Source organism: Gemmatimonadota bacterium (assembly GCA_009692115.1).
In the GTDB taxonomy this organism is placed as follows: domain Bacteria; phylum Gemmatimonadota; class Gemmatimonadetes; order Gemmatimonadales; family GWC2-71-9; genus SHZU01.
This window is the reverse complement of record SHZU01000003.1, coordinates 143,577-167,841: the sequence shown is the minus strand read 5'-3', so window position 1 is coordinate 167,841 and position 24,265 is coordinate 143,577. Positions and strand designations below refer to the sequence as shown.

Annotated in this window: 25 protein-coding genes and 1 tRNA gene; 1 reads left to right on the top strand and 25 read right to left on the bottom strand. The window is 66.0% G+C overall.

Features of this window, described 5'->3' with window-relative positions; all coding sequences use genetic code 11:
• Positions 1-7 precede the first annotated feature (7 nt).
• From EXR94_05085 to EXR94_05050, 8 genes are all read right to left on the bottom strand, one after another.
• Positions 8-673 (bottom strand): protein-L-isoaspartate(D-aspartate) O-methyltransferase, encoded by a 666-nt coding sequence (locus EXR94_05085; GenBank protein ID MSR02101.1) that lies wholly within the window; start codon positions 671-673, stop codon positions 8-10.
• Positions 655-1,404, bottom strand: a complete 750-nt coding sequence (gene surE, locus EXR94_05080; GenBank protein MSR02100.1) for a 5'/3'-nucleotidase SurE — start codon at positions 1,402-1,404, stop codon at positions 655-657. Before surE ends, EXR94_05085 begins: the two co-directional genes overlap by 19 nt.
• The gene (locus EXR94_05075; GenBank protein MSR02099.1) at positions 1,401-1,796 is read right to left on the bottom strand and encodes a MerR family transcriptional regulator; all 396 of its coding nucleotides are present in this window, start codon (positions 1,794-1,796) and stop codon (positions 1,401-1,403) included. Before EXR94_05075 ends, surE begins: the two co-directional genes overlap by 4 nt.
• Positions 1,793-2,791 (bottom strand): NAD(P)-dependent glycerol-3-phosphate dehydrogenase, encoded by a 999-nt coding sequence (locus tag EXR94_05070; GenBank protein ID MSR02098.1) that lies wholly within the window; start codon positions 2,789-2,791, stop codon positions 1,793-1,795. The genes EXR94_05075 and EXR94_05070 overlap by 4 nt, the downstream gene beginning before the upstream one ends.
• Entirely contained in the window at positions 2,788-3,390 is a 603-nt protein-coding gene (gene plsY, locus EXR94_05065; protein ID MSR02097.1) for a glycerol-3-phosphate 1-O-acyltransferase, read from the bottom strand. The genes EXR94_05070 and plsY overlap by 4 nt, the downstream gene beginning before the upstream one ends.
• Positions 3,387-4,712, bottom strand: a complete 1,326-nt coding sequence (locus EXR94_05060; protein ID MSR02096.1) for a ribosome biogenesis GTPase Der — start codon at positions 4,710-4,712, stop codon at positions 3,387-3,389. Before EXR94_05060 ends, plsY begins: the two co-directional genes overlap by 4 nt.
• Positions 4,705-5,970 (bottom strand): DUF512 domain-containing protein, encoded by a 1,266-nt coding sequence (locus tag EXR94_05055; protein ID MSR02095.1) that lies wholly within the window; start codon positions 5,968-5,970, stop codon positions 4,705-4,707. The genes EXR94_05060 and EXR94_05055 overlap by 8 nt, the downstream gene beginning before the upstream one ends.
• Positions 5,971-6,071: 101 nt before the next feature.
• Positions 6,072-6,608: a hypothetical protein gene (locus EXR94_05050; GenBank protein ID MSR02094.1), complete on the bottom strand. Its 537-nt coding sequence runs from the start codon at positions 6,606-6,608 to the stop codon at positions 6,072-6,074.
• Between the two features lie 32 nt (positions 6,609-6,640).
• On the opposite strand from EXR94_05050, the gene EXR94_05045 reads away from it, so the two are divergent.
• On the top strand, positions 6,641-7,387 hold the full coding sequence (locus tag EXR94_05045) for a TerC family protein (protein MSR02093.1): 747 nt from the start codon (positions 6,641-6,643) through the stop codon (positions 7,385-7,387).
• Here the strand turns inward: EXR94_05045 and EXR94_05040 are convergent.
• From EXR94_05040 to EXR94_04960, 17 genes are all read right to left on the bottom strand, one after another.
• Entirely contained in the window at positions 7,384-7,698 is a 315-nt protein-coding gene (locus EXR94_05040; GenBank protein MSR02092.1) for a transcriptional regulator, read from the bottom strand. The genes EXR94_05045 and EXR94_05040 overlap by 4 nt on opposite strands.
• Positions 7,699-7,700: 2 nt before the next feature.
• Positions 7,701-8,687, bottom strand: coding sequence for a sodium-dependent bicarbonate transport family permease (locus EXR94_05035; GenBank protein MSR02091.1), 987 nt, complete (start codon positions 8,685-8,687; stop codon positions 7,701-7,703).
• A 78-nt stretch (positions 8,688-8,765) separates the two neighbouring features.
• Positions 8,766-8,838, bottom strand: a tRNA-Gly gene (locus EXR94_05030).
• A 47-nt stretch (positions 8,839-8,885) separates the two neighbouring features.
• Positions 8,886-10,301 (bottom strand): tetratricopeptide repeat protein, encoded by a 1,416-nt coding sequence (locus EXR94_05025; GenBank protein ID MSR02090.1) that lies wholly within the window; start codon positions 10,299-10,301, stop codon positions 8,886-8,888.
• The gene (gene larC, locus EXR94_05020) at positions 10,298-11,629 is read right to left on the bottom strand and encodes a nickel pincer cofactor biosynthesis protein LarC (GenBank protein MSR02089.1); all 1,332 of its coding nucleotides are present in this window, start codon (positions 11,627-11,629) and stop codon (positions 10,298-10,300) included. Before larC ends, EXR94_05025 begins: the two co-directional genes overlap by 4 nt.
• A gap of 43 nt (positions 11,630-11,672) precedes the next feature.
• Positions 11,673-12,818, bottom strand: coding sequence for a threonine synthase (locus EXR94_05015; protein MSR02088.1), 1,146 nt, complete (start codon positions 12,816-12,818; stop codon positions 11,673-11,675).
• Between the two features lie 9 nt (positions 12,819-12,827).
• Positions 12,828-14,645, bottom strand: a complete 1,818-nt coding sequence (uvrC, locus tag EXR94_05010; GenBank protein ID MSR02087.1) for an excinuclease ABC subunit UvrC — start codon at positions 14,643-14,645, stop codon at positions 12,828-12,830.
• Positions 14,642-16,165 carry a murein biosynthesis integral membrane protein MurJ gene (gene murJ, locus EXR94_05005; protein ID MSR02086.1) on the bottom strand — a complete coding sequence of 508 codons (1,524 nt, stop codon included), beginning with the start codon at positions 16,163-16,165 and terminating at the stop codon, positions 14,642-14,644. The genes uvrC and murJ overlap by 4 nt, the downstream gene beginning before the upstream one ends.
• Before the next feature lie 26 nt (positions 16,166-16,191).
• Positions 16,192-16,473, bottom strand: a complete 282-nt coding sequence (locus EXR94_05000) for a hypothetical protein (GenBank protein ID MSR02085.1) — start codon at positions 16,471-16,473, stop codon at positions 16,192-16,194.
• A gap of 10 nt (positions 16,474-16,483) precedes the next feature.
• On the bottom strand, positions 16,484-18,004 hold the full coding sequence (gene bshC / locus EXR94_04995) for a bacillithiol biosynthesis cysteine-adding enzyme BshC (protein ID MSR02084.1): 1,521 nt from the start codon (positions 18,002-18,004) through the stop codon (positions 16,484-16,486).
• Entirely contained in the window at positions 17,998-18,720 is a 723-nt protein-coding gene (locus tag EXR94_04990) for a class I SAM-dependent methyltransferase (GenBank protein ID MSR02083.1), read from the bottom strand. Before EXR94_04990 ends, bshC begins: the two co-directional genes overlap by 7 nt.
• A gap of 10 nt (positions 18,721-18,730) precedes the next feature.
• Entirely contained in the window at positions 18,731-19,198 is a 468-nt protein-coding gene (locus tag EXR94_04985) for a 23S rRNA (pseudouridine(1915)-N(3))-methyltransferase RlmH (GenBank protein ID MSR02082.1), read from the bottom strand.
• Between the two features lie 3 nt (positions 19,199-19,201).
• Entirely contained in the window at positions 19,202-20,497 is a 1,296-nt protein-coding gene (locus tag EXR94_04980) for a Glu/Leu/Phe/Val dehydrogenase (protein ID MSR02081.1), read from the bottom strand.
• A gap of 44 nt (positions 20,498-20,541) precedes the next feature.
• The gene (gene lpxK, locus EXR94_04975) at positions 20,542-21,585 is read right to left on the bottom strand and encodes a tetraacyldisaccharide 4'-kinase (GenBank protein MSR02080.1); all 1,044 of its coding nucleotides are present in this window, start codon (positions 21,583-21,585) and stop codon (positions 20,542-20,544) included.
• Positions 21,552-22,208, bottom strand: coding sequence for a DUF374 domain-containing protein (locus EXR94_04970; GenBank protein MSR02079.1), 657 nt, complete (start codon positions 22,206-22,208; stop codon positions 21,552-21,554). The genes lpxK and EXR94_04970 overlap by 34 nt, the downstream gene beginning before the upstream one ends.
• A complete protein-coding gene (locus tag EXR94_04965; protein ID MSR02078.1) occupies positions 22,205-23,659 on the bottom strand; it encodes a lipid-A-disaccharide synthase in 1,455 nt (484 codons plus the stop codon). The genes EXR94_04970 and EXR94_04965 overlap by 4 nt, the downstream gene beginning before the upstream one ends.
• The gene (locus EXR94_04960) at positions 23,311-24,264 is read right to left on the bottom strand and encodes a Gfo/Idh/MocA family oxidoreductase (protein ID MSR02077.1); all 954 of its coding nucleotides are present in this window, start codon (positions 24,262-24,264) and stop codon (positions 23,311-23,313) included. The genes EXR94_04965 and EXR94_04960 overlap by 349 nt, the downstream gene beginning before the upstream one ends.
• Position 24,265 lies beyond the last annotated feature (1 nt).

Genomic DNA, 24,265 nt, shown 5'->3' with positions numbered 1-24,265 from the left:
AGGGGGCCTAGGAGCGAAACCCGAATTGGCCCAACAGGGGCACAAATCGGACGTCGGACAGCGGGGTAACTTGGACCGGACCGCCGGTCTTCTCGACCAGCGTTAAGACCTGGTCGTCCCGGTCGCCGATCGGAATGATCATCCGCCCCCCAGGCGCCAGCTGCTCGATCAGCGGCTCTGGTACCGAGGGCGAGGCTGCCGCCACGACGATGGCATCGAACGGCGCCAGGGGACGCCAGCCCATGGTGCCATCTCCCACGAGGATCGTGACGTTGGTGATCCCAAGGTCCCGAAGCACGGCGCGGGCCCCGTCGGCCAACGAGGGCACCCGTTCAATCCCAATCACTGATCCCGCCACGATCGAGAGGAGCGCGGTTTGGTACCCCGACCCAGCCCCGACCTCGAGGACCTTTTCCCGCCCCGTGAGTCGGAGTTCCTGGAGCGAGCGGGCTTGAACCCACGGCTGCGAGATCGTCTGGCCGGCCGCGATCGGGAGCGCCGAGTCCTCGTAGGCCCGATGCCGGAGTCCATCCGGCACGAACCGGTGCCGGGGAACCATGCTGATGGCTTTCAGCACCGCTAGGTCCCGAATCCCCTTGGCCTGGAGCTGTTCAATCAGCTGGAGCCGGTACCCCCCGTAGCTGTCGGGAACGTCTAGAGCTCGAGTGACCACGACCCCACCGCCTCCATCAAACGGTAGTTGGTGAGATCCATATGCAGCGGGGTGACGGAGATATACCCGTCCTTTACCGCGGCGTGGTCGGTGTCCGGTTCGCCGGTCCAGGTCACTTCTCCGCCCCCGATCCAGAAGACCTCACGGCCCCAAGGATCACTCATCCTGGTAATGGAACTCGAGAAGAACCGGCTCCCCAGTTTGGTGACCTTGACCCCTTTGACCTCCGACGCGTGGCGCTTGGGAAGATTGATGTTCAGCAGGGTTTCGGCGGGGAAATCCGGCATCGCCGTAATCCGGCGAATCAACCGGACCAAGGTGTCATGGTAGCTGGCCATCAAATCGGGGTCGCGGCTCGCGAACGAGAACGCGATCCCGGGAATGCCCAGGGTCACCGCCTCCATCGCGACCGACACGGTGCCGGAGTAGAGCACGTCCTCACCCATGTTGGCGCCGTGATTGATGCCGGCGAAAACGAAATCAGGCCGTTCGGGCATCAGCGCCCCGACGGCCAGGAGGACGCAATCGGTCGGGGTCCCGTCGACTTGAAACGCCCCGTCGTGGGTCCGGGCTGGCCGGAGCGGACGATGGAGGGTGAGCGAGTGGGACGTGCCGCTTTGCTCTCGGTCCGGAGCCACCACGGTCACGGTCCCGACCTCGCGGCATGCTCCGGCTAAAATCCCGATCCCCGGGGCCAGGATCCCATCGTCATTTGATACCAGAATTCTCATTGCCAGAATTCCACGTCGGGGGATGGTGCTGATCGGCGCGGCGTGCCGTCGAGCGTTGCCAGAATGTCGTCGAGGGCCGAGCCGACCTCATCGAGGGTTTGGTGCGAGGCCACCCGGGAGGCTTGCTTCTTGAGGTCGCCGGTGCGCCGGAATTGTTCGACCCGTTGCCGGGCGCCGTCGATGGTGTACTTCTCCGCATACAGCAGGTGCTTGACCAGCAAGATCATTTCCACTTCGCGACTCTTGTAGACCCGGTTGCCGGACCGGTTCTTCGCGGGACTCAAGAACCGGAACTGACTTTCCCAATAGCGCAGCACGTGCGGCTTGAGGTCGGTCAGGGCGCAGACCTCCCCGATCGAAAAGAACTCCTGGGTCGGCCGGGGACCGGTCATGTCCACTGCTCCGGCTTGAGGGTTCGTTCCATCAGGTCCGCCATAGCCTGTCGCGGGGCGGTGCCCGCAAACAGAATGTTCGCCACCTGCGTGGTAATCGGCAGCTCGACCCGGTGGCGGTCGGCGAGTCTGACCGCGGCTTGGGCCGTGTTGGCGCCCTCGGCCACGGTACGGTGCTCACCGCGGTAGGCCTCGAAGCTGGCCCCCTGCGCCAGGGCCACGCCTAAGGCCCGGTTCCGGCTCAGACTGCCACAGGTCGTCAGGATCAAGTCACCCATCCCGGCCAATCCGGCAAAGGTTCCCGGATCGGCGCCGAGGGCCACGCCCAAGCGGGTCATCTCGGCCAATCCCCGGGTGACCAACGCCGCCCGCGGGTTGTTGCCCAGCCCCAAGCCTTCGAGGATCCCGGCGGCGATCGCAATCACGTTCTTGAGTGCCCCGGCCAACTCGGTGCCGACCACGTCCCGGTTCGAATACACCCGGAAGTATCCAGTGGCGAACAGCTGCTGCACCGCTTCCGCCGCGCCCCGGTCGTCGGAGGCTGCCACCACCGCGGTGGGCTGCCCCTGAAATACCTCCTGCGCAAAGCTCGGTCCCGACAGCGCGACGAACCGGTGCGGCGGCAGCGTCGTCTGGGCAACCTCCGACATCAGGCCCAGGGTATCGGTCTCGATTCCCTTGGTGGCGCTGACCACGACTGCATGCGGATCAAGGGCGCTCGCGGCCTGGGTAAAGACCTGACGGGCCACATGGCTTGGCACCACCGAGACCACGAACTCAGCACCCCGCACCACGGCGTCGAGATCCGAACTCGCGGTCAGCGAGGCCGCCAGTCGGGCACCCGGCAAGAACATGGCGTTCTCATGGTGGCGCTCGATCGACTCGACCACCGCCTCTTCGTAGGCCCAGAGCCGAACCGGGAGTCCCTTCCGAGCCAGCATGTCAGCGAGGGTGGTGCCCCAACTGCCGGCTCCGAGCACCGCGACCGGCTTCACGAGATGCCTCGCTTGCCAAAGCGGTTTTCGGTGCCCGCCAGGAGTCGAGCGATGTTGGCCCGGTGCATCCCGATGATGAACAAACCGAGCAGCGCGAAAACCCAGACGGTTGGCCGGAGACTCGGATGGAGGAGATAGGCGCCGATTGGGAGGACCACCGCGGCCAAGACGCTGCCGAGGGAGACGTACCCGGATACCCGAACCGCAATGATCCAGGTCACCAGCGAAACCGCGGTGGCCCAAGGAGCGAGCCCCAACATGACGCCGGCCGCGGTGGCCACACCCTTACCGCCTCGAAAGCCTACGAAAACACTATAGACATGGCCGATGACGGCCGTGAAGCCGAGCGCCAACGGGAGCCAGCTTGGCCCGCCGGCCCAGGGGCCGAACACCAAGACCGGGACCACCCCTTTGGCCAGATCGAAAAGCCCAACCGGAATCGCGTAGGCCCACCCTAACGATCGGTACAGATTCGTGGCGCCGAGATTCTTGCTGCCGATCTCCCGGAGGTCGACTCCCTTGGCCAGGCGGGCTACTAGGTAGCTGGTCGGGATCGCCCCGAGCAGGTAGGACGCCAGAAACCACGCCGCCACGGTCACCGGTCTCGGCCCTTCCGCTCCCGGAATTTGAGCCGGATCGGCACGCCCTCGAAGCCCCAGGCCTCGCGGAAACCACGGAGCAAATAGCGCTGATAGTGCTCCACCACGTCATCGGGGCGATTGCTGACGATCGCAAACACCGGCGGTGCCACGCCAATCTGGGAGGTGTAGAGGAGCTTCACTTCCTCGCCTTCCCGCTGCGGCGGCTGATTCTTCGCCACCAGCGCCTCGAGGACCCGGTTCACCTCGGAGGTCGTAACCCGCCGCAGCCGGGCCTCGGCCACCGCGATGACCTGATCGAGGACATTCCGGGCCCGCTGGCCGCTCAGCGCCGAGACGTAGACGAACGGAACCCATTCTAAAAAGGGAGCCTTTTCCACCACGATCGCTTGGCCACGGACGGCAGTATTGGTTTCCTTGTCTTCGACCAGATCCCATTTATTGACGGCGATGATCAACCCGGTCCCACGATCCCAGGCCTCGGTCGCGATCCGAAGGTCTTGGTGGTGAACCCCGAGCGTGGCGTCGATCACCAGCACGCAGACGTGAGCCTCGTCGATCGCCCGGCGGGTCCGGACGGTCGAGTAGAACTCGATATCGTCGTCGACGCGGGATTTCCGCCGGAGGCCGGCGGTGTCGATGAATCGAATCGGCTTCCCGTGATAGGTCAGCAGCGAGTCGACCGCGTCCCGCGTGGTCCCCGGAACCGGCGACACCACGTACCGGTCTTCACCGAGCAAGCGGTTGGCCAACGAGGACTTGCCGACATTCGGGCGACCCACGATCGCGACCCGGATTTCCTCCTCCGACGGGTCGGCCTCTTTCGGGGGCAACCGTTCGACGATGGCATCGAGCAAGTCGCCGCTGCCCTTCCCGACCGACGCGGAGACCGGCACGAGCTCGCCCAGCCCCAGGCCGTAGAATTCGGGGTCCGGCATCACCTTCGGCATGGCGTCGAGCTTGTTCACCACCACCATGACCGGCCGCTTCGTCCGGCGGAGATGGTGCGCGATGGCCTCGTCGATCGGATGCAAGCCGGCCAACCCATCGACGACGAAGAGGATCAAATCCGCTTCTTCAATGGCGAGATCGGCCTGGCGACGGATCGCCCGGTCCATCGAATCGTCCGAGTCGGGGACCATGCCGCCGGTGTCCACCACCCAAAACGACCGGCCATTCCACTCCGCGTCGCTGAAATGCCGGTCCCGGGTGGTGCCGGCTTGATCGGACACGATGGCCTGGCGGCCACCCACGAACCGATTGAACAGGGTCGACTTGCCGACGTTTGGCCGGCCGACAATTGCTACCGTTGGTTTACTCATCGAGGGCGTCCACGAAGTACTTCGAAAGCCGAATCGGCATCGTGGCCGCGGCCACCAGCTCGGTCAACGGCATGTTGTCAATGAACAGCTGATCATCATTCAAGGCCTCGCCCGGGAGCAGCGCCAGATCGAGCCCCGGCCGACGCTGGAGGGCCGCCAGAAAATCCCGCCCGGGCAAGAGACCCGCGGTGGTGACCCGGGGGCCGAACAGGGTGTTTTCGATCGGGATCAGATCGATGGTTGCCCCCGAGACGCGGGTCAGCGGTTCGAGCACCTGGGGCATCAGCGCCCCCATCGAGATCCCGGTCAGGACCCCGACCCGCTTTCCCTTCCACTGGGCAAACGCCGGGGCGGATTCGGCGATCTCCTGCTGGAGAAACCGGACCGCACCAACGCCGTTCTCCACTTGCTCGAAGGCCCCATAAAAAGATGCCGGCGGGAGATCCAGCTCAGCCCGCAAATACAGCTCGTCGGCCCCATGAACCCAGGTCATGCCCCGTTCGGTTTGGGCGCGCCGACCCCACCGTTCCACCATCGCCACGGCGTCCCGGCACTCCGCCACGGTCGGCTCGCGACAGAGGCTGTGTTTGCTGAACTCCGTCAACCCGACCGGCACCACCGAGACACTCAGCACTTCGGGCCCGAACTCGTACAGATCCCGGAGCGACCGATCGAGCACCGGGCCGTCGTTCACCCCGGGCGACATCACGATCTGGGTGTGGAACTGAATCCCGTGATCGGCAAACTGGCGGAGTTGAGGGATGATGTCGGGGGCGGTCGGGTTCCGAAGCAGGTATCGGCGCGCCACCAGTTCCGTGGCGTGGACCGAGACATAAAGGGGCGACAGCCGGTACGCGATGATCCGCTCGACGTCCTTCGGCTTCAGGTTCGTCAAGGTCGCGAAGTTGCCATACCGGAAGGACAGCCGGTAATCGTCGTCCCGAATGTAGAGGGCCTCGCGGAGCCCCGCGGGGTTCCCGTCGACAAAGCAGAAGTCGCAGCGGTTGGCACACCGGCGGATCCGGGGTGGCTCGAGCGTCAGGCCGATCGGGTCGTCGAGATCACGTTCCACCTCGAACTCGATCTCCTCGCCGTCCGGCTGCCGGATGTGGAGCAGGAACTCCTCGTCAGCCGTATGGTACTCCCAGTCCAGGAAGTCCTCGAGCTCGTTGCCGTTCACGCTCACCAACTCCGACCCGGTCACGAGCCCGAGCTGATCGGCAATCGAGCCCTCCACCACCGTCGCCACACGAATCACAAGAGAGCCCCATCTCAGGAAAACACCAAATCAACCGGGGATAAAGATGGCCCTAGTGGCTTGTTTTATCAAGACTTAACCCACTGCATCTCACCTCATTTCTAAGGCTTCTTCCCGGCTCCGAGTTGGGTAATGGCCCGGACCGCCGGGTTGGTAATCTGCCGCTCCACAGTGATGGCGTAGACACTCTCTCGGACCGCCTCGGTGCCGCCGAAACGGCGGACCCCGGACCGCCTGGTCACATCCTGATCGACCAGCGTGGGGGCGGCGAAGGCCCCGAGCCCCTCCACACCGAAGATCTTGAGGACGGCGCTATCGTCGATTTCCGCGACCACCACCGGGACGATCTCCTGCGCCGCAAACCAAGCGTCGAGCCCCCGACGAAGCGAGGTATTGCCGGTCGGCAGCAGCATCGGCGCACCATGCAGGCTCGGCGGAAACCTGCGCTTGAGGGCCGCCGCCCTCTCTGGGACCGCGAAGAAGCTGACCCCGCTTTCGACGACCAAGTGGCTGTAGGTCCGGACGTGGAGGCTCGCGGGGGCCGGCGCGTCGGCGAGCAACCACCCTAACTTGTCTTCGTGGACGATCATCCGGACCCCAGGCGCTTGGTCGAACGCCGGCCGGAGGAGGCGGTGCACCAGGAGTTTCGGCAGGGCGTCAGGGACCGGCCCTGGAGTTCCTGACCGGCTACTTGATCGAGAAGTCCCTCTCGATCGACAACATCTTCGTATTCGTAATCCTGTTCAGCTACTTCGCGGTGCCCCGCCAATACCAGCACCGGGTGCTATTCTGGGGCATCCTGGGCGCCTTGCTGATGCGGGGTGTCTTCATCGGGGTGGGTGCCTACGTCCTCGAACAATTCCATTGGATCTTGTACCTCTTTGGCGCGATCCTGATCCTTACCGGGATCAAGATGATGATGCGGCAGGAATCGCACTCGCCTGAGAACAACCCCGTTCTCCGGTGGATGCGCCGCGTCTTGCCCTTGACCGATCGGTACCACGGCCAAAGTTTCTGGATCAAGGAGGGTGGCAAGTGGTTGGCAACGCCGCTCTTCTTGGTCCTCGTCATGGTCGAGCTGACCGATCTGGGGTTCGCGATCGACTCGATCCCGGCGATCTTTGCCGTCACCAAGGAACCGTTCCTGGTCTATACCTGCAACGTGTTCGCGATCCTCGGCTTGCGGTCGATGTACTTCCTGCTGGCGGGCGTGGTGCACCGATTCGTGTACCTCAAATACGGACTGGCGGCGGTCCTGCTGTTCGTTGGAATCAAGATGATCCTGATTGACATCTACAAGATCCCGACCGCCCTCTCGTTGGCGGTCGTGCTGAGCACGATCACCGCGTCGATTGTCGCTTCCCTGGTCAAGACCCGCGGTGCGGTCGGGGAGTCGGTACCGGGGCCCGGGAACTAACGCGCCCGCCGGGCGTATTTCTCACCCCTGACGACCGCGGCGTCGGTGACGTAGGCGATGACCGCGTAATGGGGAAAGTACCGATCCGCAACGTGGCTGATGATCCGGTCAGCCACCTCATCCGTCACGATCGTTTCGACTCGGACGTTGGTCCCCGGCAGATCGCTGGCCCGCATGCCGCGGGACCCTTCGCCCCGGCCTTCGACGATGGTCCAGCCTGTGGCCCCGAGGTGACGGAGATCCTTGACGAGTTGCGACTCCAGAACCGGCTCGGCCACGATCGTCACCAACTTGAGGGACGTGGTTGCCATCGTCAGGTCATCCTTTCCGCAACCCACAACGCGGTCCAATAGTAGAGCGGAATCCCGGCGATCAGGTTGAACGGGAACGTGATCGCCAAGGCCGCCGTGAGATAGTACGTCGGGTTGGCATCCGGCAGGGCAAGTCGAACCGCCGGGGGTGCCGCGATATAGGAGGCGCTCGCTGCCATGGCTCCAAGTACCGTGGCGCCGCCGACCGACAGGCCCGCCCAGCTGCCCAACAGCACGCCGAGTACGCCATGGACTATCGGAACAACGGTGCCGAACCCGAGCAGGAACGGCCCGATCCGTCTGAGGTCGCCGAGCCGGGCACCGGCCACGACCCCGAGTTCCAGCAGGAACAGCGTCAGCGCACCAGGGAAGAGTCCTTCAAAAAACGGCTGCACCGGTGCCAAGCGTTCGACCCCCACTGCCGCGCCGATCACCAAGCCGCCGAGCAGCAGCACCAGGGTTTTGCCGAGGACGATCTCGTGGAACACCTGGCGAAGGGGTCGATCGCCCCGACCGGGGCCCGTAATCCCGAGGGCCAGCCCAACCACCAAACCGGGCACCTCCATGATGGCCAATAGAGCCGGAAGAAACGGCTCGGTGACATCGCCCCGCTGCTCAACCAGGCTTTGCGCGGCGATAAACGTGACCGCCGACACCGAACCATAGTGGGCGGCAATCGCGCCGGCGTCCACCCGCGACAGACGGCCCGCCAGCCGAAGAACCGCGAAAGCCACCACGGGGGTTATCAGCCCGAGGGCGAGGGCCGCGCCCGTTGGGGCCAGGAGTTGGTCCACCGGTGCCTGGGCGATTCGGGCCCCACCCTTGAGGCCGATCGCCAAGAGCAAATAAGTCGAAAGCCCGTCATAGACGTCCTTCGACAGGGAGAGGTTACTCCCGAGCCGCTTTGCGACCACGCCGAGGGTGAAGGCCAGGACGAAGGGAGACAGCAGATTGGCGGCCAACAGATCGGCGGTCGAGGTACCGTTCATTCCGGCTGGGGCCTCACGAACGGAAGGTGGATACACCAACGGCCGCCGCATAGATGCGACGGCCGTTGTTCGCTTGAGAGCGGGCGACCGGGCTCGAACCGGCGACATTCAGCTTGGGAAGCTGACGCTCTACCAACTGAGCTACGCCCGCATAGGATGGCGGAATAATGGTTCCGCCATCCGGGCCATGCAAGTGCCCTACTTGCTGCGATACCGCCAGCCGGCAATATCAGCGCCCTTGGCATCGACGCTGATCTTGTGGACGGTCCCGGCCGGAAGAATCGGCAGGACGACGTTCTTGGTATCCACCACGGTCCCGGCACTGGTGACGAACTCGACGACGAGGGAGACGGAATCCGGCTTGATGGTCTTCCCTTGGGCATCCGTCGGCGCCCGCCCGGTGGCGGTGCCCTCGAGCTTGACGTTCGAGCGGCCGAGCTGGAAGCCGGTCATCTCGATCGTGACTTGGAGGCCAACCAATTTCTCGGCGGCTTTCAGGACGTCGGCGTCCTTCTTCAAGCCTTTGTAGCCCTGCCCCTGGAGCCGGTAGACGTCCTCGTTCATCGGCTCGAGCTCGATCAATTTCGTGGCCGTCTTGACCAGGTTCTCGTGGTCCTTGAGGGCCAGATACGCGTTGGCAAGGTTGTAGACGGCATCCCGGCTGTACGGGTTGCGGGAGACGGCCTTATCGAAGGCGGTCGCAGCATCGGCATACCGTTCCGCGTTGAACGCGGCAACACCAATGGCCAGAATGTCCTGGGTGTCGAGCGAGTCGAGATTCTGCTTCGACATCTCCTCGACCATGGCATTCTCGAGCGAATCGGCGCTGGCCGCCATCCCGGCGGCTCGCAACGACTGCGACAGGGCCTTCCGCGCATCCATGTTGTTCGGTTCCCACTCCAAGTACTGCCGCAGGACCGGCACCGCTTCTGTGTGCCGGTCCAGTCGCTGATACATCAGCGCCAGGTTGAGCCCGTTGGAATTCCGGTCGCCAATCATCGAGGTGTCACCGGCCGCCGCGATCTTCATGGCCTTGGCGAAGTAGACGACCGCGCTGTCGTCTTTCCCGGCATTGGCAAACAGCACGCCGAGGTTCGACGCGACATGGGGCATCCCCGAAAAGAGCCGGTCGGCGTCGCGGAAGAGGACGATCGCACCGTCGATGTTGCCGGCTTTTTGAATCTCGAGACCGGCGTTGGCCAACTGGGCCCAGTTGTTCTGGCGAATCTGGTCGATGTCGATTTCGCACTGGGGTTGGAGTTCCTGCGCCTTCCGCAGCGTGGAGTCGACCCCGCCAACGTCGCCCTGCATCAGATAGACGCGGGCGAGGTAATACCAAGCCGCCGCCGAGATGCCCTGAGCTTCCTTGGCGATGCCTTGAAGAATCAGATCCTTGGCCTCGGCGAGCTTGGCGGCTCGGTCGGCCTTGGGATCGTAGGCCTTGCGAAGGGCATCGAGGCCTTTTTGCACACTGCCCTGGGCCTTGAGCGGGCAGAGGGGTACCGAAAACTTGGCAGCCTGCAGTTCGGCGAGCTTGGGCTGCAACACCGGCCCCTGGGCGTACGCCGTGCCCGCGATGGCGGTCGCGAGTACCCCAGACCAAATGCGCTTCATGGTTGTGACTCCTTCGTGGGGGCGAATGCAGACTCCTCCGCCCGGAGGGCCTGTGCTTGAACTCTGCGGAACACCTGATACGCCGGTTGTCCGGACCGTTCGGCCGCGGCAACCACGTCGTCGAACTCCGGCTTAAGCTGGGCCCCGGCAGGCCCGTGAATGGTCTTGATCCGAAACTGCTCGCCGTCGCCGGTTTGGAGCACCCAATGATCCCGGCGGAGCGTCGAACGAGCCGCCGTCCATCGGCGAACTCCGGCCGTCGGGCTGTGGGTAAAGAACGCGCCCGTAACCGAGCCAACCAGATCCGACGGGGTAAGCGCCTCCACCCGAAACCCGGTGCGGCCCTTCTTCATCTGGATCGGCCAGGTCTGGACATCCATCGCCCCGGCCGCGACCAGCGCGCTGCGGAGTGGCTCGAGGTACTCGGGACTCAGGTCATCGAGGTCAGTGGCGATGACCACGACATCTTCCGCCCCTCGATCGGCGGGTTCTCCGATCACGATTCGGAGCGTGTTGGCGTAGCCCGCTGGGTCTCGACTCCCAGCCCCCCAACCGGTCTTGACGGTCGACCATTCGCCGAGCGCCGCCGGCGTGGCGAGGACCCGGAGGAGGGCTGCGCCGGTCGGGGTGGTGGCCTCGCCTTGAATCGGCCCATCCGGCGCCACCGCCAGCCCCTCGACCAGCAACGCGGTGGCTGGGGTTGGCACCGGCATCAGGCCGTGAGCGGCCCGGACCCAGCCACTCCCGAGCGCCACTGGGCGGGTCCGAATGTCGGTGATCCCGAGTTGCTCAAACCCCTCGACCACGCCAACGATGTCGACCAAGGCATCGAATGCCCCGACCTCATGCAAGGCCACCGACTCCGCGGCAACGCCATGAATCCGGCCCTCAGCCTCTGCCAACAACCGGAAAACCTCGGTGGCTCTTTGCTTGGTAGCCGGGGACAATTCCGCCCTGGCAATCATCTCGAGCAATTCGCCCACATGCCGGTGGGCGTCGTGGCCGGCTTCGTGATGATGCCCGGCGTCATGCGGGTGCTGCGGATGGTGGTGGTGATGGGCCGGGCGCTCAGGCCCGCTCGCTGGCTGCCCATCAATGACGTCTCCAGGCCCCTCGGTTGCACCATTGACGGTCACGGTCACCTTGGTGCACTGCATCCCGCATCGCATGACGGCGTCGATGGTGATCCCAACACCCGTAACCCCGAGCCGAGCCGGAAGGCCCTGGAGCCACGCCGGCGAAGCACCGAGTTCGATCAAGGCGCCGAGCAGCATGTCCCCGCTAATGCCAGCGGCCGGGTCGATCAGGGCGAACCGTTGAGACGACATAGACTTACAAATATCGCCCCCGATCGGGCTCTCGGCAACCGCCCTACCGATAGAGCCAGCCGGCTCCGGTATTGAAAAGCAGCACCTGATCGTCCGCCCGGATGACGCCTTGGGCTTTGAGCTCGACCGCGGCGGCCAGCGCGGCACCGCCCTCGGGGGAGAAGTCGATACCCTCCCGGCTCGAGCCCCGGGCGGCCTCCCGGCCGAGCTCCTCGTCGGTGACCGAAACCGCCCCGCCACCACTCTGGCGGAGCGCCTCCAGCATCAGGCGATCACCAAGGGGGCCAGGCACCCGGAGGCCACTGGCCACGGTCCAGGGGTTTTCCCAGGCAACACATTCGTCGGCACCGGTGGTGAAGGCCCGAACGACCGGCGCGCATCCGTCAGACTGGACGGTGAACATTCGCGGCAATGTTCCAGTCACCCAGCCAAGGGCGGCCATTTCTTGGAAGACTTTCCACATCCCGATCAAGCCGGTTCCGCCGCCGGTCGGATAAATGATGACATCGGGTAGCTTCCAATCAAACTGCTCCGCCAGTTCGAGCCCCATCGTCTTCTTGCCTTCGATCCGATATGGCTCTCGAAGTGTCGAGAGATCGAGCGCCCCCGACTCTGCCGCAAACGCCCGGCTGGCCTTGCCGCAATCGCCGATATGCCCGTCGAGGAGTTGGAGATCGGCACCGAACGCGCGGATTTGGGTCAAGATCGGAGCCGGGGTAGTCCGGGGTGCGTACACCCGAACCGCCACGCGGGCCCGGGCCCCGTAAGCCGCCGCGGCTACCCCGGCATTCCCAGCGGTCGGCAAGGTGAACGCGGAGGCACCCGCCAGAGTGGCTCGGTGGAGGGCGGCACAGAGCCCCCGGGCCTTGAAGGAGCCGGTTGGATTGGTGCCCTCGTCCTTGACCCAGAGGCTCCGAAACCCGAGGTCCCGCTCGAGCCGATCGACCCGAAGGAGCGGGGTATCTCCCTCCCCCAACGTCAGGGGGGTCTCTCCCGCGGCCACCGGCAAGAGGGCGCGGAACCGCCACATCCCGCGGCCACCAGTCGGATGATCCCGATCGGCCAGCGCGGGCCTCCGCTCGGGGTAACGGACCAGCCAGGGCTTGCCGCAGGCGTCGCACACGCTCGGCAGCCCTTCGGGGCCGCGAGTGACGCCGCACTTCGAGCATTCGAGATGCCAATCAAGCATTAGAGCCGCTCAGGTCGATGGGGTCTTCAGATGTTCGAGAATCCGTTCGGCCAGCTTGGTAGAGAACCCCGCCAAGGTACTGATCTCGGCCGCGTTGGCCGACTTGACGCCCGCGAGGCTCCCGAACCGCTCGATCAGCGCCCGCCGCCGGTTTGGCCCAACGCCGGGAATGGTCAGGAGCGCGGAGGTGATGGTCCGGTCGGTCCGCCGCTTCCGGTTGTAGGTGACCCCGAACCGGTGGGCTTCATCGCGGGCCCGCTGGAGCAGTCTGAGGGCTGTGCTCCGCCGAGAGAGGCGGAGCGACTCGGCGGCGCCGGGGACGAAGATCTCCTCTTCCTTCTTCGCGAGTCCGATCAGTGGAATCGCGGCCAGGCCGAGCGCCGACATCGCGTCGAGGGCCGAACTGAGTTGCCCCTTGCCGCCGTCAATGACCACCAAATCCGGGAGTGGCCGCTGCTCCTCCACCCGGCGGCTGAAATACCGGGTCACGACCTCATGGATGGCGGCGAAGTCATCCTGCTGGCCCGGCCCCTTGATCTTGAACTTCCGGTACTCGGCTTTCTTAGGACGCCCCGCTTCGAACCACACCAACGACCCCACGGTGTCCCGGCCTTGATTGGTGGAGATGTCGACACAAATCAAGGTCCTGGGTACCGTCGCCATGCCTAACGCCCGTCCGAGGGCATACACCGGATCGTCGGACCGCTCATCGGTTTCGAACGACTCGAGCTTGAGGCTCTCGAGCAGGTGCTGGGCGTTCCGGTCCGCGAGATCGAGCCATCGTTTGCCGGTGCCCCGGATCGGCGTCGCGAACTCTGCATCGGCAAACACCGCCTGCACGGCGTCGAAGTCGGTGGGCGGAAACGGGATCTGGACTCGCCGGCTCCGGTCGTCCGCGTGCAAGTAGTAGCGGATGAGGAAGTGTTCGAGGACGGTACCATCGGCGACATCCTCGAGGTTATCCAAGATCCGATGGTCGCGTGCAATCATCCGGCCGTCCCGGACCCGGAGCAGTACGCAGACGACGTCGTCACCGTCGCGGGCATAACCCACGACATCGGCATCGCCGCCAGCAAGGAGATCCACGGCCGCGGGAGCATCGACCTGTTCGAGCCACTTCAAGGCATCGCGGAGATCGCAGGCCCGCTCGAAATCCTCGCCGCCGCTCGCGGCCAGCATCATGTCCCGGAGCCGTGAACGGACGTCGCCGGTCTTTCCCTCGAGAAACCGGATCACCTCGTCAATCATGGACCGATAGTCCGCCTGCTCCTGCCGGGCGACGCACGGGGCCTTGCAGCGCCCGATGTGATAGTCGAGGCAGGGTCGCTCACGCCGGGACGCCGGCAAGTCGTCGCTGCAGGTCCGGACTGTAAAAATTCGCCGAATCAAAGCGAGACTCCGCCGCATGTCGGCCACATCGGTGTACGGGCCAAAGTAGCGGGCACCCGGCAGATCGCGGCGGCGGGTCACCAGAACCCTTGGAAACGGCTCTTTCATCGTCACGGCAATCGACGGATAGCTCTTGTCGTCTTTGAGGCGGACGTTGAAGCGGGGTTGGTGCTCCTTGATCAGATTGTTCTCGAGCAGCAAGGACTGGGTTTCACTCGCCACGACGATGGTCTCGACATCGACAATCTGGCGAACCAGCAGCTGGTTCTTGAGGCTTCCCGAATGATCGGATGGGAAGTAGCTCCGGACCCGGCTTCGGAGATTCTTGGCCTTGCCGACATAAAGGACCTGGCCGGTCCGGTCCTTCCAGAGGTACACGCCGGGCCCGTCCGGCAAGGTCTCCAACTTCCGTTCGAGCAGATGGTCCGGCCCGGTCATCGGCGGATCCGGGCAAGGAAGTCCCGGACCCGCCCCACGCCCACGACGGCCGTGACACCGAGATAGGTCAGACCGAAAACACCGAGCACCAGGGCGGCCGTACGAAACGGGGCCCCGGGTGGCACCGCCACGGCCACCAGCCAGCCAACGGCCGTCGCCACGAGACCGGAGGCCCAGAGTTTGGCATGGGCCACCCGATCAACCGCCAGCGATCCGATCGTGCCCTCGAGCGACCGGCGCAGCAGCCCAAACTCGAGGGTGCCGCCGATGGCCGCCGCCAGCCCGAGGCCCGCCGTGCCCCAGCGATCGTCAATGCCGAGGAGTCCGGGGCCAAACTGCGAAGCGGCATACCCGATCACGACCCCAACCGCGAGGCGAATCGCGGCAAACCGAAGCGGTCGCCGAGTGTCGCCTAACGCGTAGTGGGCCGAGCTCAAGATCCGCCCGGAGGCTTGGGGCAAGAGCCCGAGCGAGCTGGCGGCCAGCGTCCCCCACACCCACCGGGCATCCTCCGCCCCGAATCGCCCAGTTTGGAATACCAAGCCTGCCACCAAATGTCCGAAGAAGAGAAAGGCGAACACCGTTGGGATCACGAAGAACGCCACCCGGTCGGTGCCCGCCATGATCCGGGCCCGGAGCGCCTCCGAGGGCACCGACGATCCGGCAGCCACCGACATGGCCGGCAGCTCGGACGCGGCTACCGACATGCCGAACAGACTGATCGGGAGCGTGTAGAGAGCCTGGGCGTTGGTGAGCGCGGTCAGCCCCCCCGCCGGCAAGAGGCTTCCGATGATGGTATCGAAGTAGGCGCTGATCTGGCCAACGCCGCGACTCAAGAAGGCGGGACCAAAGTTCCGGAGCACGACCCCAACCGAGGGGGCCGTCCGGTCGAGGCTCGGTCGAACCGAGCCCGCCAATCGCAGGGCCGTCGGCAACTGCACCAACAGCTGGAGCGCGCTCCCCGCCACCGCGCCCCAGGCCGCCCAGATCACCAGCCGCTCAGGGGCACCGCCGGCCGCCGCCAGGGCCGCCCCGATGATGGCAAGGCTCCACACCACGGGCGCCGCATAGGACAGAAAGAACCGGTGGTGGCTGTTGAGGATCCCGAGACACCAGGCCGACAGGACCAGAAGGCCGATGCCCGGGAACAGGATCCGGACCAGGGCCACGGTGAGTTCCCTGGTCGGCCCGGAAAACCCCAGGGCCAGGATATCGACCAACCAGGGAGCGGCCGCGACCCCGACCGCCACCAGCACCAGCACCACGGTGCCTAACAACCCGGCGACGGCCCCCGCGAGCCGCCGGGCCCCCGCCTCATCGCCCGACGATCGAAGCCTGACATACTCCGGAATGAACGAGGCGGAGAGGGCCCCTTCCCCAAAGAGATTCTGGAGAACATTAGGAATCCGGAACGCCGCATTGAACGCGTCGGCGACCGCGCTTTGGCCGAGGTAGTGACTGAGGACGCGTTGGCGGACCAACCCAACGACGCGGCTCACGAAGATCCCGGCCGCGACCACCGCCGCGGCACCGCGGCGCTGGGTGGTCAGGAGTCGGTTCGGGGTGGCAGGATGGATCGGTTCGGCGCCGCCTCGATCAGCTTTTGTAGAAACTGGTTCTCGTCTCGAAGCGCCGCGACGGACCGGCCGAGATCATCGACCTCGGTTTCGAGCACCTCGACCTTCTTGGCCAGGGCGGCCAAGTCGGGTGGCGGGTAGTTTGGTCCTTCGAGACGACGGGCGAGCGCCTTGCCGATTGGCGAGTCGACCAACACCACCGCCACGGGAATCAGGAGGGCCGCCAGGATCATCAGTCCGAGAAACACCATGGGTCCGAGTCTAGGCGGGAGGCGCCCCACCTTCAAGGGCGCGCCGGTACCACGTGACGATATGGTCCGCGAGCGCGGACAAGAAACCGAAACCATACCGTCCGGCAAAGGCCGGAAGGCCCACAATCCGCTCCTGGGGAGCTCCCGCCGGCCGAATGGCGGTTCGCGCCCGTTCCCACTGCGCCAGGACTTCGCCCTGCCGGCGTTTTTGAGCCTGCAGGAGCCGCTTCTCGAGGTCGGCCAAACCGCTCTCCGCCCCACCCCGGCTGGCGGTCGCGGGCCGCTCGAGCGTTGGGTCGATGGCCCTCGCCACGGCCACGATTCGTTCGTAGGCCGTGGCGATCGCTTGTTTGGCGTCGGCGAACGCCGGGTCGAAATCGGGTGGAACGAGCCCGCGAAGAACCCGCCGCTCAACCTCAGCTCCGGCCTCGGAGACCAGTGCGACCGTCGTGCCGAATTTCTCGAGGCTCCGCTCGACCCGCGGCTCGACCAGCACACCGGACCATCGCGGGATGGCGGCCGGCTTGGGGACGCCCAGGGCTTCGTACAACCCGCCGGCCAGGGCGAGATACCGAAGCTCCCCGGGACCGGCGATGTGGCCGACCGTGGGCAACAAGGCGCTCTCGATGACCGGGCGGAGCAGGACGTTCGGCGACAGCCGGATCGGCTCTTCGCGGGCGATTCGATCGAGATCTTGGTCCGACACGACCTCCCCGCCCCGCCGGGTCCGAAACCCGCCCGGATCGAGCACGAGGCGGTCGCGGCCACCGGGCCCGTCGAGAAAGGCCAGCGTGGCGCCGTCGCCGACTTTGACGCTCACCGTCTGACCGCGAGTTTCTAACTCGGCGGCCTTGGCCACCAGCAGACGGTCGAGCTCCTCCGCCCGATGGATGGCCGCCACCAGGGTTGGAACCGCGGCGCCTTTGGCGGGAGCTCCCGTCGGGTCGAAGCAGATGACTCCCAGGGGACGGAGGACCTCGGCCAACGCCCCACCGAACGCCGCCGCGAGCGTGCTGTCAGGCCGGTAGTGGCGGGCCAACCACGCCGAGGTCTGGTCTCGGGCCAGTCCCGGGGGAAGCGCCGCCACCATTTCGGCCATGAGCTCCGCCGCCTTGGCCGGAACCGGCTCCCGGAACATCGGCCGCTGGGGCGCCTCCGCCGGCCGCGGGTCGAGCGCCGCCGCGACCAAGGCCCCGTCCGGCCCGAACCAATGGGTCCCGGCGGCTTCCGGGTAGTCGTGATCATCGCCGGCCAACCAAAACACCGGGACGACCGGGCGGTGCCACCGTTCCTCCAACAACACCGCCAGCGCCCGAGCCGACAGGGCCTTGTGAATGGTGTAGAGCGGGCCGGTAAACAGGCCGGGCTGTTGACCCGTGGTCACCACCAACACCTCGGGATGGCGGAGCTTGTCGCGGACGGCCTCCGTGCCACCAACGAATCCGGAGAGAAGCGCAGCGGCCACGCCACCCTGCCGCGGCTCGGGCCATGCCGGCGCGGTGCCTAACGGCGTATCGAAGAAGTTCAGCATGCCGCCGCCTGGGCGAAGAGAATGACTCGGGGCCGGTCGGGGCCCGGCGGCCCCCCGTGATAGTCCCCAAACTGATGGCGGACCCGGCCGCCGGCCTGCTCGATCATGGCGATCAACTCGGCCGGCGGATACAACCGGACTCGCTCGAGAAACTGACGACCGTCCGGGGTCGTAATCGTCTTGATCACAAAGCGGACGCCGTCCTTCAACGATCGTTCGATGACCACCGGCATGCCACCCAACGTCGTTTCCTCCCAGCTCGTCAGCGTCGCAATGACCTGGGTGGTATTGAGGTAGTCGATGACGAACCAACCTCCCTGACGCAAGGGCTTGATCATCTCCCGCAGCGCGGCCACATGCTCACGATCATGCTCGAAGTATCCGAAGCTGGTAAACAGATTGACCACAAGCCCGACCGAACCCGGTCGAAACGGCAACGCCCGAAGATCGGCCCGCACCAGCGGGACATGGGCTACCTCCCGGGCTCGCTCCAGCAAATGAGCCGAGAGGTCGGCGCCGATCGGCCCAAAGCCGCGATCCCGAAAGGCGAGCGCATGGCGGCCGGCTCCGCAACAGATGTCCAACACCCGGCCCGGGGGCTGGTCCGGAAGGGTCCGTTCGATCAGGGCCACCATCTCCTCCGCATCGAGGCCGTCCCGATGGGGGTAGAGCTGAAGGTACTCCTCGCCAAACCATTTTTGAAACCAATCGCCCATCGGGTCCGATCTACTTGTGATACGGTTCGCCACGAAGAATCGTCCAGGCACGATACCACTGTTCGAGCACCACCAGCCGGGCCAGTTGATGCGGCAGGGTCAGCGGCCCAAGGCTCCATCGGTGATCCGCCCGGGCGAGCGCGGTGGCATCAAGCCCGGTTGACCCGCCGACGACCAGGGCGAGCGGCCGTGCCCCCTCCCGCCATCGACCGAGATGGCTTGCCAGGCCTTCGCTGGTCCATCCGGTGCCGGTGCGGTCGAGCGCGATGACGACGGCGCGCTCGGGGACCTTGTCCAACAGTCGCTTCGCTTCCGTCCGCCGCTGCTCGGGGGGCGACGCGCTGGCCGGTGCCTCCCGCACCTCGCGGGTCACGACATCGCCATAGCGGCGAAGGCGCGCGAGGTAGTCATCGCACGCCTCCTGCAACGACGGCCGGAGCTTCCCAACCGCGATCAGGGTGGTGATCACGGCAACCAGCCACTACGCATGCATGCCGCGGAGCCGGTGAACTTTCGCGACCCGGTCGATGGCGACCATGTACGCCGCGATCCGCATACTGACGCCGTGGGTGGCCGCCATCCCGGCGACTTCATTGTACGACTCGACCATGATCCGTTCCAGCCGGGTGTTCACGGTCTCCTCGTCCCAGAAGTATCCGCCCCGGTCCTGAACCCATTCGAAGTAACTCACCGTGACGCCGCCGGCGTTGGCCAGGATGTCGGGAATGACCAAGATGCCCTTGTCCTGCAGGATTTGGTCGGCCGTGGCCGAGGTCGGGCCGTTGGCCCCTTCGCAAATGATCTTGGCCTTGATCGTTCCGGCGTTGTCGTCGGTAATCACGTTCTCAAGCGCCGCCGGTACCAGGACCTCGCAGTCGAGCGAGAGGAGTTCCTCGTTCGTGATCCGATCGGCACTCGGGTACGACTTCAGCGACTTGTGTTCCTTCACGTGAGCGATCAGGTCGCTGACGTCGAACCCCTCTTTGTTGTAGATGCCGCCGTCTTTGTCGCTCACCGCGACGATCCGGAGCCCGAGATCTTGCATCAGCTTGGCGCTGATCGAGCCCACGTTGCCGAACCCTTGCACGACCACCCGGGTCCGCTGGTCAATCGGCATATTGAGGCCCTTCAAGGCCTCGCGGGTGACGAGCATGCACCCCCGGCCGGTGGCCTCGCGCCGGCCTAACGACCCGCCCATCTCGACGGGCTTCCCGGTCACCACCGCCGTCACCGTGTGGCGCTTGTGCATGGAGTAGGTGTCCATGATCCACGCCATTATCCGCTCGTTGGTGTTGACGTCCGGTGCCGGCACGTCCGAATCCGGGCCCAGAAAATCGATGATTCCCGACGTGTACCGGCGGGTCAGCCGCTCGAGCTCCACCATCGACATCGTCGAGGGATCGCAGAGGATGCCGCCCTTGGCGCCACCGAATGGCAGGTTGACAACGGCGCATTTCCACGTCATCCATGCCGCCAGGGCCTTGACCTCGTCGAGGGTCACCCCCATGTCGAACCGGATGCCGCCCTTGGCCGGCCCGCGGGCCGTGTTGTACAGAACGCGGTAGCCGGTAAACACCTCAACCTGGCCGTTGTCCCGGAGAATCGGGCACGCCACGATGAGTTGCTTCTCCGGGTGACGCAGCACACTGTACACGTTGTGCTCCAGGTTCAGCTTCTTGGCCGCGATGTCGAACCGCGCCATCATCGATTCAAAGGGATTTTCCCCTCCGAGGTGCGTATCTCGCTCCGGTCGGATATTCCCACTTGTGGCTGTCATCCGCGCTCCAGTTTCTCCCTTCCAAGTCGTGAAGGATGATAAAGTTACACCAGTTGTCCGGGGCTGTGGAGGCGGTCGAGCCGGGCCACGATCTCAGCCTCGCCTTCCTCCCACGTTACCACCAAATCGGCGACCAAGGGTTCCGGAATGCTGGCCGGCCACCGGTCCCTGAGCTTGACCGCGTCCTTCTCGGTCAAGACGACAAAGTCCGACTTTCGAGCCGCCCGGGCCAGCCAGGCCACGTCCTCGTCGCGAAAGTCGTGATGGTCCCGCCACGTCGCGACCTGCACCTGAGCCCCCGTGGCCTTCGTCTGGGCCACGAACGCCTCCGGGTCAGCGATGGCTGACGCCGCCACCACCCGTCGCCCCGACAAAGCATCGGCCCCGTAGGCCTTGCCACTCAGCATCCCGACGTACCGGGCTGTGCCGAGGTGCACGACGCTGACCGGCCCCGCGATCAACGGCGCCAGATCCCGGGCTACCGTCAAGGCCGCAGCCAGGTCGGCACGTTTCCGGGTCACGATCAACCCCTCCGCCCGGCGGGCCGATCCGATCGGCTCCCGCCACGGTCCCGCCGGCAAGCACCATCGAACCGCCCGGGCCGACTCCGCCGCCACCAGCAGCAGGTTGAAGTCGCGGCGGACATCACGGCGTTGGAAGGCGTCGTCCATCACCAGAACCTGGGCACCCCGGGCCTCCGCCAACTCTCCTCCGGCGACTCGATCGGGATTCGCCACCACCACCGCCCCCGGCACATTCCGCTCATGCAGCAGCACTTCGTCGTGCCCGTAGCCGCGGAGCAGGATGCCGGGCGTTACCCCCCGGACTAGAAAGTGTTTCGCGATCCAACCGGCGATCGGGGTTTTCCCGGAACCACCGACCGTCAGGTTGCCCACCGCCACCGATGGCAGCGGCAGGCTCCGAACCGGGAGCCAACCCCGGTCAAACCCAATGTTTCGCAATGCAACCGCAGACCGCCAAAGAGCCGACAGGGGTGCCAACCCGGCCCGCGCCAGTTTGGCATCGACCCGCCGACTCGTCCAGAGCCAACGAATCAGCCGGTGGCCGTCGCCCCGCCGTCCTGCCATGAGATCTCCTGTTCCACCAGGGTAAGCCGAAACGCAGCGTCCACCGCCGCCGTCTCCAAATCCGAGCCGGCTCGGACCTGAAACGGGTCACCGTACCCGATCCGCACCCGGGCGAACGGCCGGGGCACAACGAACCGGTCCCAGGACCGGAGCCGCCAGCACCGATCGGCCTCCGCGTGGATGGGCAGCACCCAAGCGCCACTCCGGGCGGCGGCGGCCAAGATACCCGGCTTCACCACCCGACGAGGCCCTCGGGGACCATCGGGCGTAAAGGCGACGGTGGTACCAGCCTCGAGGGCTCGGACGGCGCCCAGCAGGGCCCGGGCCCCGCCCCGGGTGCTCGACCCAAGCAGACAACGATACCCCAACCGTTCGGCGTATTCGGCCAAGTAGCGGCCATCCTGCGCCTCACTGACGACGATCGCAATGTCCTGCCGTCGGTGGTGCCACAGCAATGGCAGGAGCGCCTCGTGCCAGAGGAGAAACAGAAAGCCCCTCCCGTCGTGCGCGGCGGTCCGGTAGGACTCCGTCCCTGCCACCTCGACCCGCCAGCTCGCCGCCACGGCCGAGACCAGCGTCCCTGCCGCGATCGCGGTCGCCTTCGGTGAGAGGGGCCACTTCATCCGATCAGATCGGCGGCCATCGCCGCAACCCGGTCGGCCGCCCCGGCGCCGCCCAGCCGTTTCCGGACCTCGGCCAATCCGAGGAGTTGGGCCCGGGTGTCCGGATGGTCGCGATCTAACAGTCGGCGGACCGCCCCGGCCAGCCGATCGGCCGTGACATCTTCCTGGACGAGTTCCTCCACGACCGGTCCGTCCACGATCAGATTGACCAGACTGATCCACTGGACCCGCATCACCCGACGGGCAAACCAAGCGGTCAACGGATGGACCCGATAAGCCACCACCATCGGGGTGTCGGTCAATGCCGCCTCCAGCGTGGTCGTCCCCGACTTGGCGATGACCGCATCGACGGCCGCGAGCACCATCGCTGGATTGGTGCGGGCCAACCGGAGCACCCCCGCGTCGGGATAGTGGCCCTGGGGAATCGCCGCCACCAGTCCCTGGTCCGCAAAGCCCCCGTCGATCAGCGACCGGCCCGCATCCCGAAAGGCGGCCCAGTGCCGGTCGACCTCCTGAGGCCGGCTCCCGGGAAACAAGCCGACGACTCGGGCCCCGGGTGGTATGCCTAACGTGGCCCGCGCCTCCTCCCGACCGGGCCGGACCGCCGCTTCGACCAGCGGATGCCCGACGTAGTCCGCCTTGAGCCCCAATCCCCGGAAGAATGCCTCCTCAAAGGGAAAGATGACGGCAAAGCGATCTACGGCCTTCCGGAACCGCTTGGCCCGTTGCGGGCGCCAGGCCCAGAGTTGGGGGACGACATAATAGAGGACCGGGACACCCGCCGCCTTGGCAGCTTCCGCCACCCGAAGGTGGAATCCGGGATAATCGATCAGCACCACGAGATCGTATTGCCCGGTCCGGAAACGCCGCGCCATGGCGTGCAGGAGGGCGACATGAGCTGGGATCTTGGCCAAAATCTCGACGAAGCCGATGACGGTGTACCGGTCCATGGGCCAAAGAATGGTGGCCCCGGCCGCGGCCATCTTGGCCCCGCCGAATCCTTCGATGGTCGCGCCGGGAAACCGGCGCCGCAGGGCCTGCACGACCGGCGCCCCATGGAGGTCGCCCGACGGCTCCCCGGCGGAAATGAAGACCCGCGGCGTCACCGGCCGGCGACCGCTTCGCTGACCTGGAGGGCCAAGGCCAAGGCCGCCCGCCCCTCGAGGGCGGTCACCACCGGGTTCGGGTCGCCCCGGAGAAACCGGACGAAGCTCTCCAACTCGGCGCCTAACGCGTCCCCTTCGGGCGCCTCGAGCGGCACGACCTCCGCGACATCCTCGAGGTTGCTGGCCGGGCCGGCGGGGCGATCCCCGCGGAGCCGCATGAAGAGACCGGTCCCCGCCGCCAGGTCGAGGGACAGATACCCATTCGGCTGAAACAGGCGGAGCTTGCGGACCCGGTCCCGCGCCACTCGCGAGGCGGTGATATTCGCCACGCCACCGCCCTGGAATTCGACCCGGGCGTTGGCCACGTCAATATGGGGGCTGAGCACCGCGACGCCGCTGGCCCGAACATCGGACACCGGGTCGCCACGGGTCAGGTGCAGCACCAAATCGAGGTCGTGGATCATCAAGTCGAGGATGACCGCGACATCGGAACCCCTGGCCTGGAACGGGGCCAATCGGGTGCTCTCGAAGTACTTGATGTCGCCAAGATACGGGGCCGCGGCCCGCACGGCCCGATTGAATCGCTCGACATGGCCCACCACAAGCGGCACGCCACGTCGCGCCGCGGCAGCAATCAGGGCGTCGGCTTCGGCGATCGTGACGGCGAGCGGCTTTTCCATCAGGACCGCTTGGCCGCGCTCCAGCGCCCGGAGACCCACCGCGGCATGGACCGGCGTCGGAACGGCGATCGTGACGGCCTCGGTGTCCTGGAGGAGGGCGTCGAGGTCAGGGTAGAACCGGGTGCCGACGCTGTCGGCCACCTCCCGGCCTCGGGCGGCATCCAGATCGTGGACGCCCACCAGTCGGGCCACGGTCGACGTGGCCAGATGTCTCGCATGGTGGCGGCCTAACGCTCCGACCCCGATCACCCCAATGGGGATCCGGCTCATG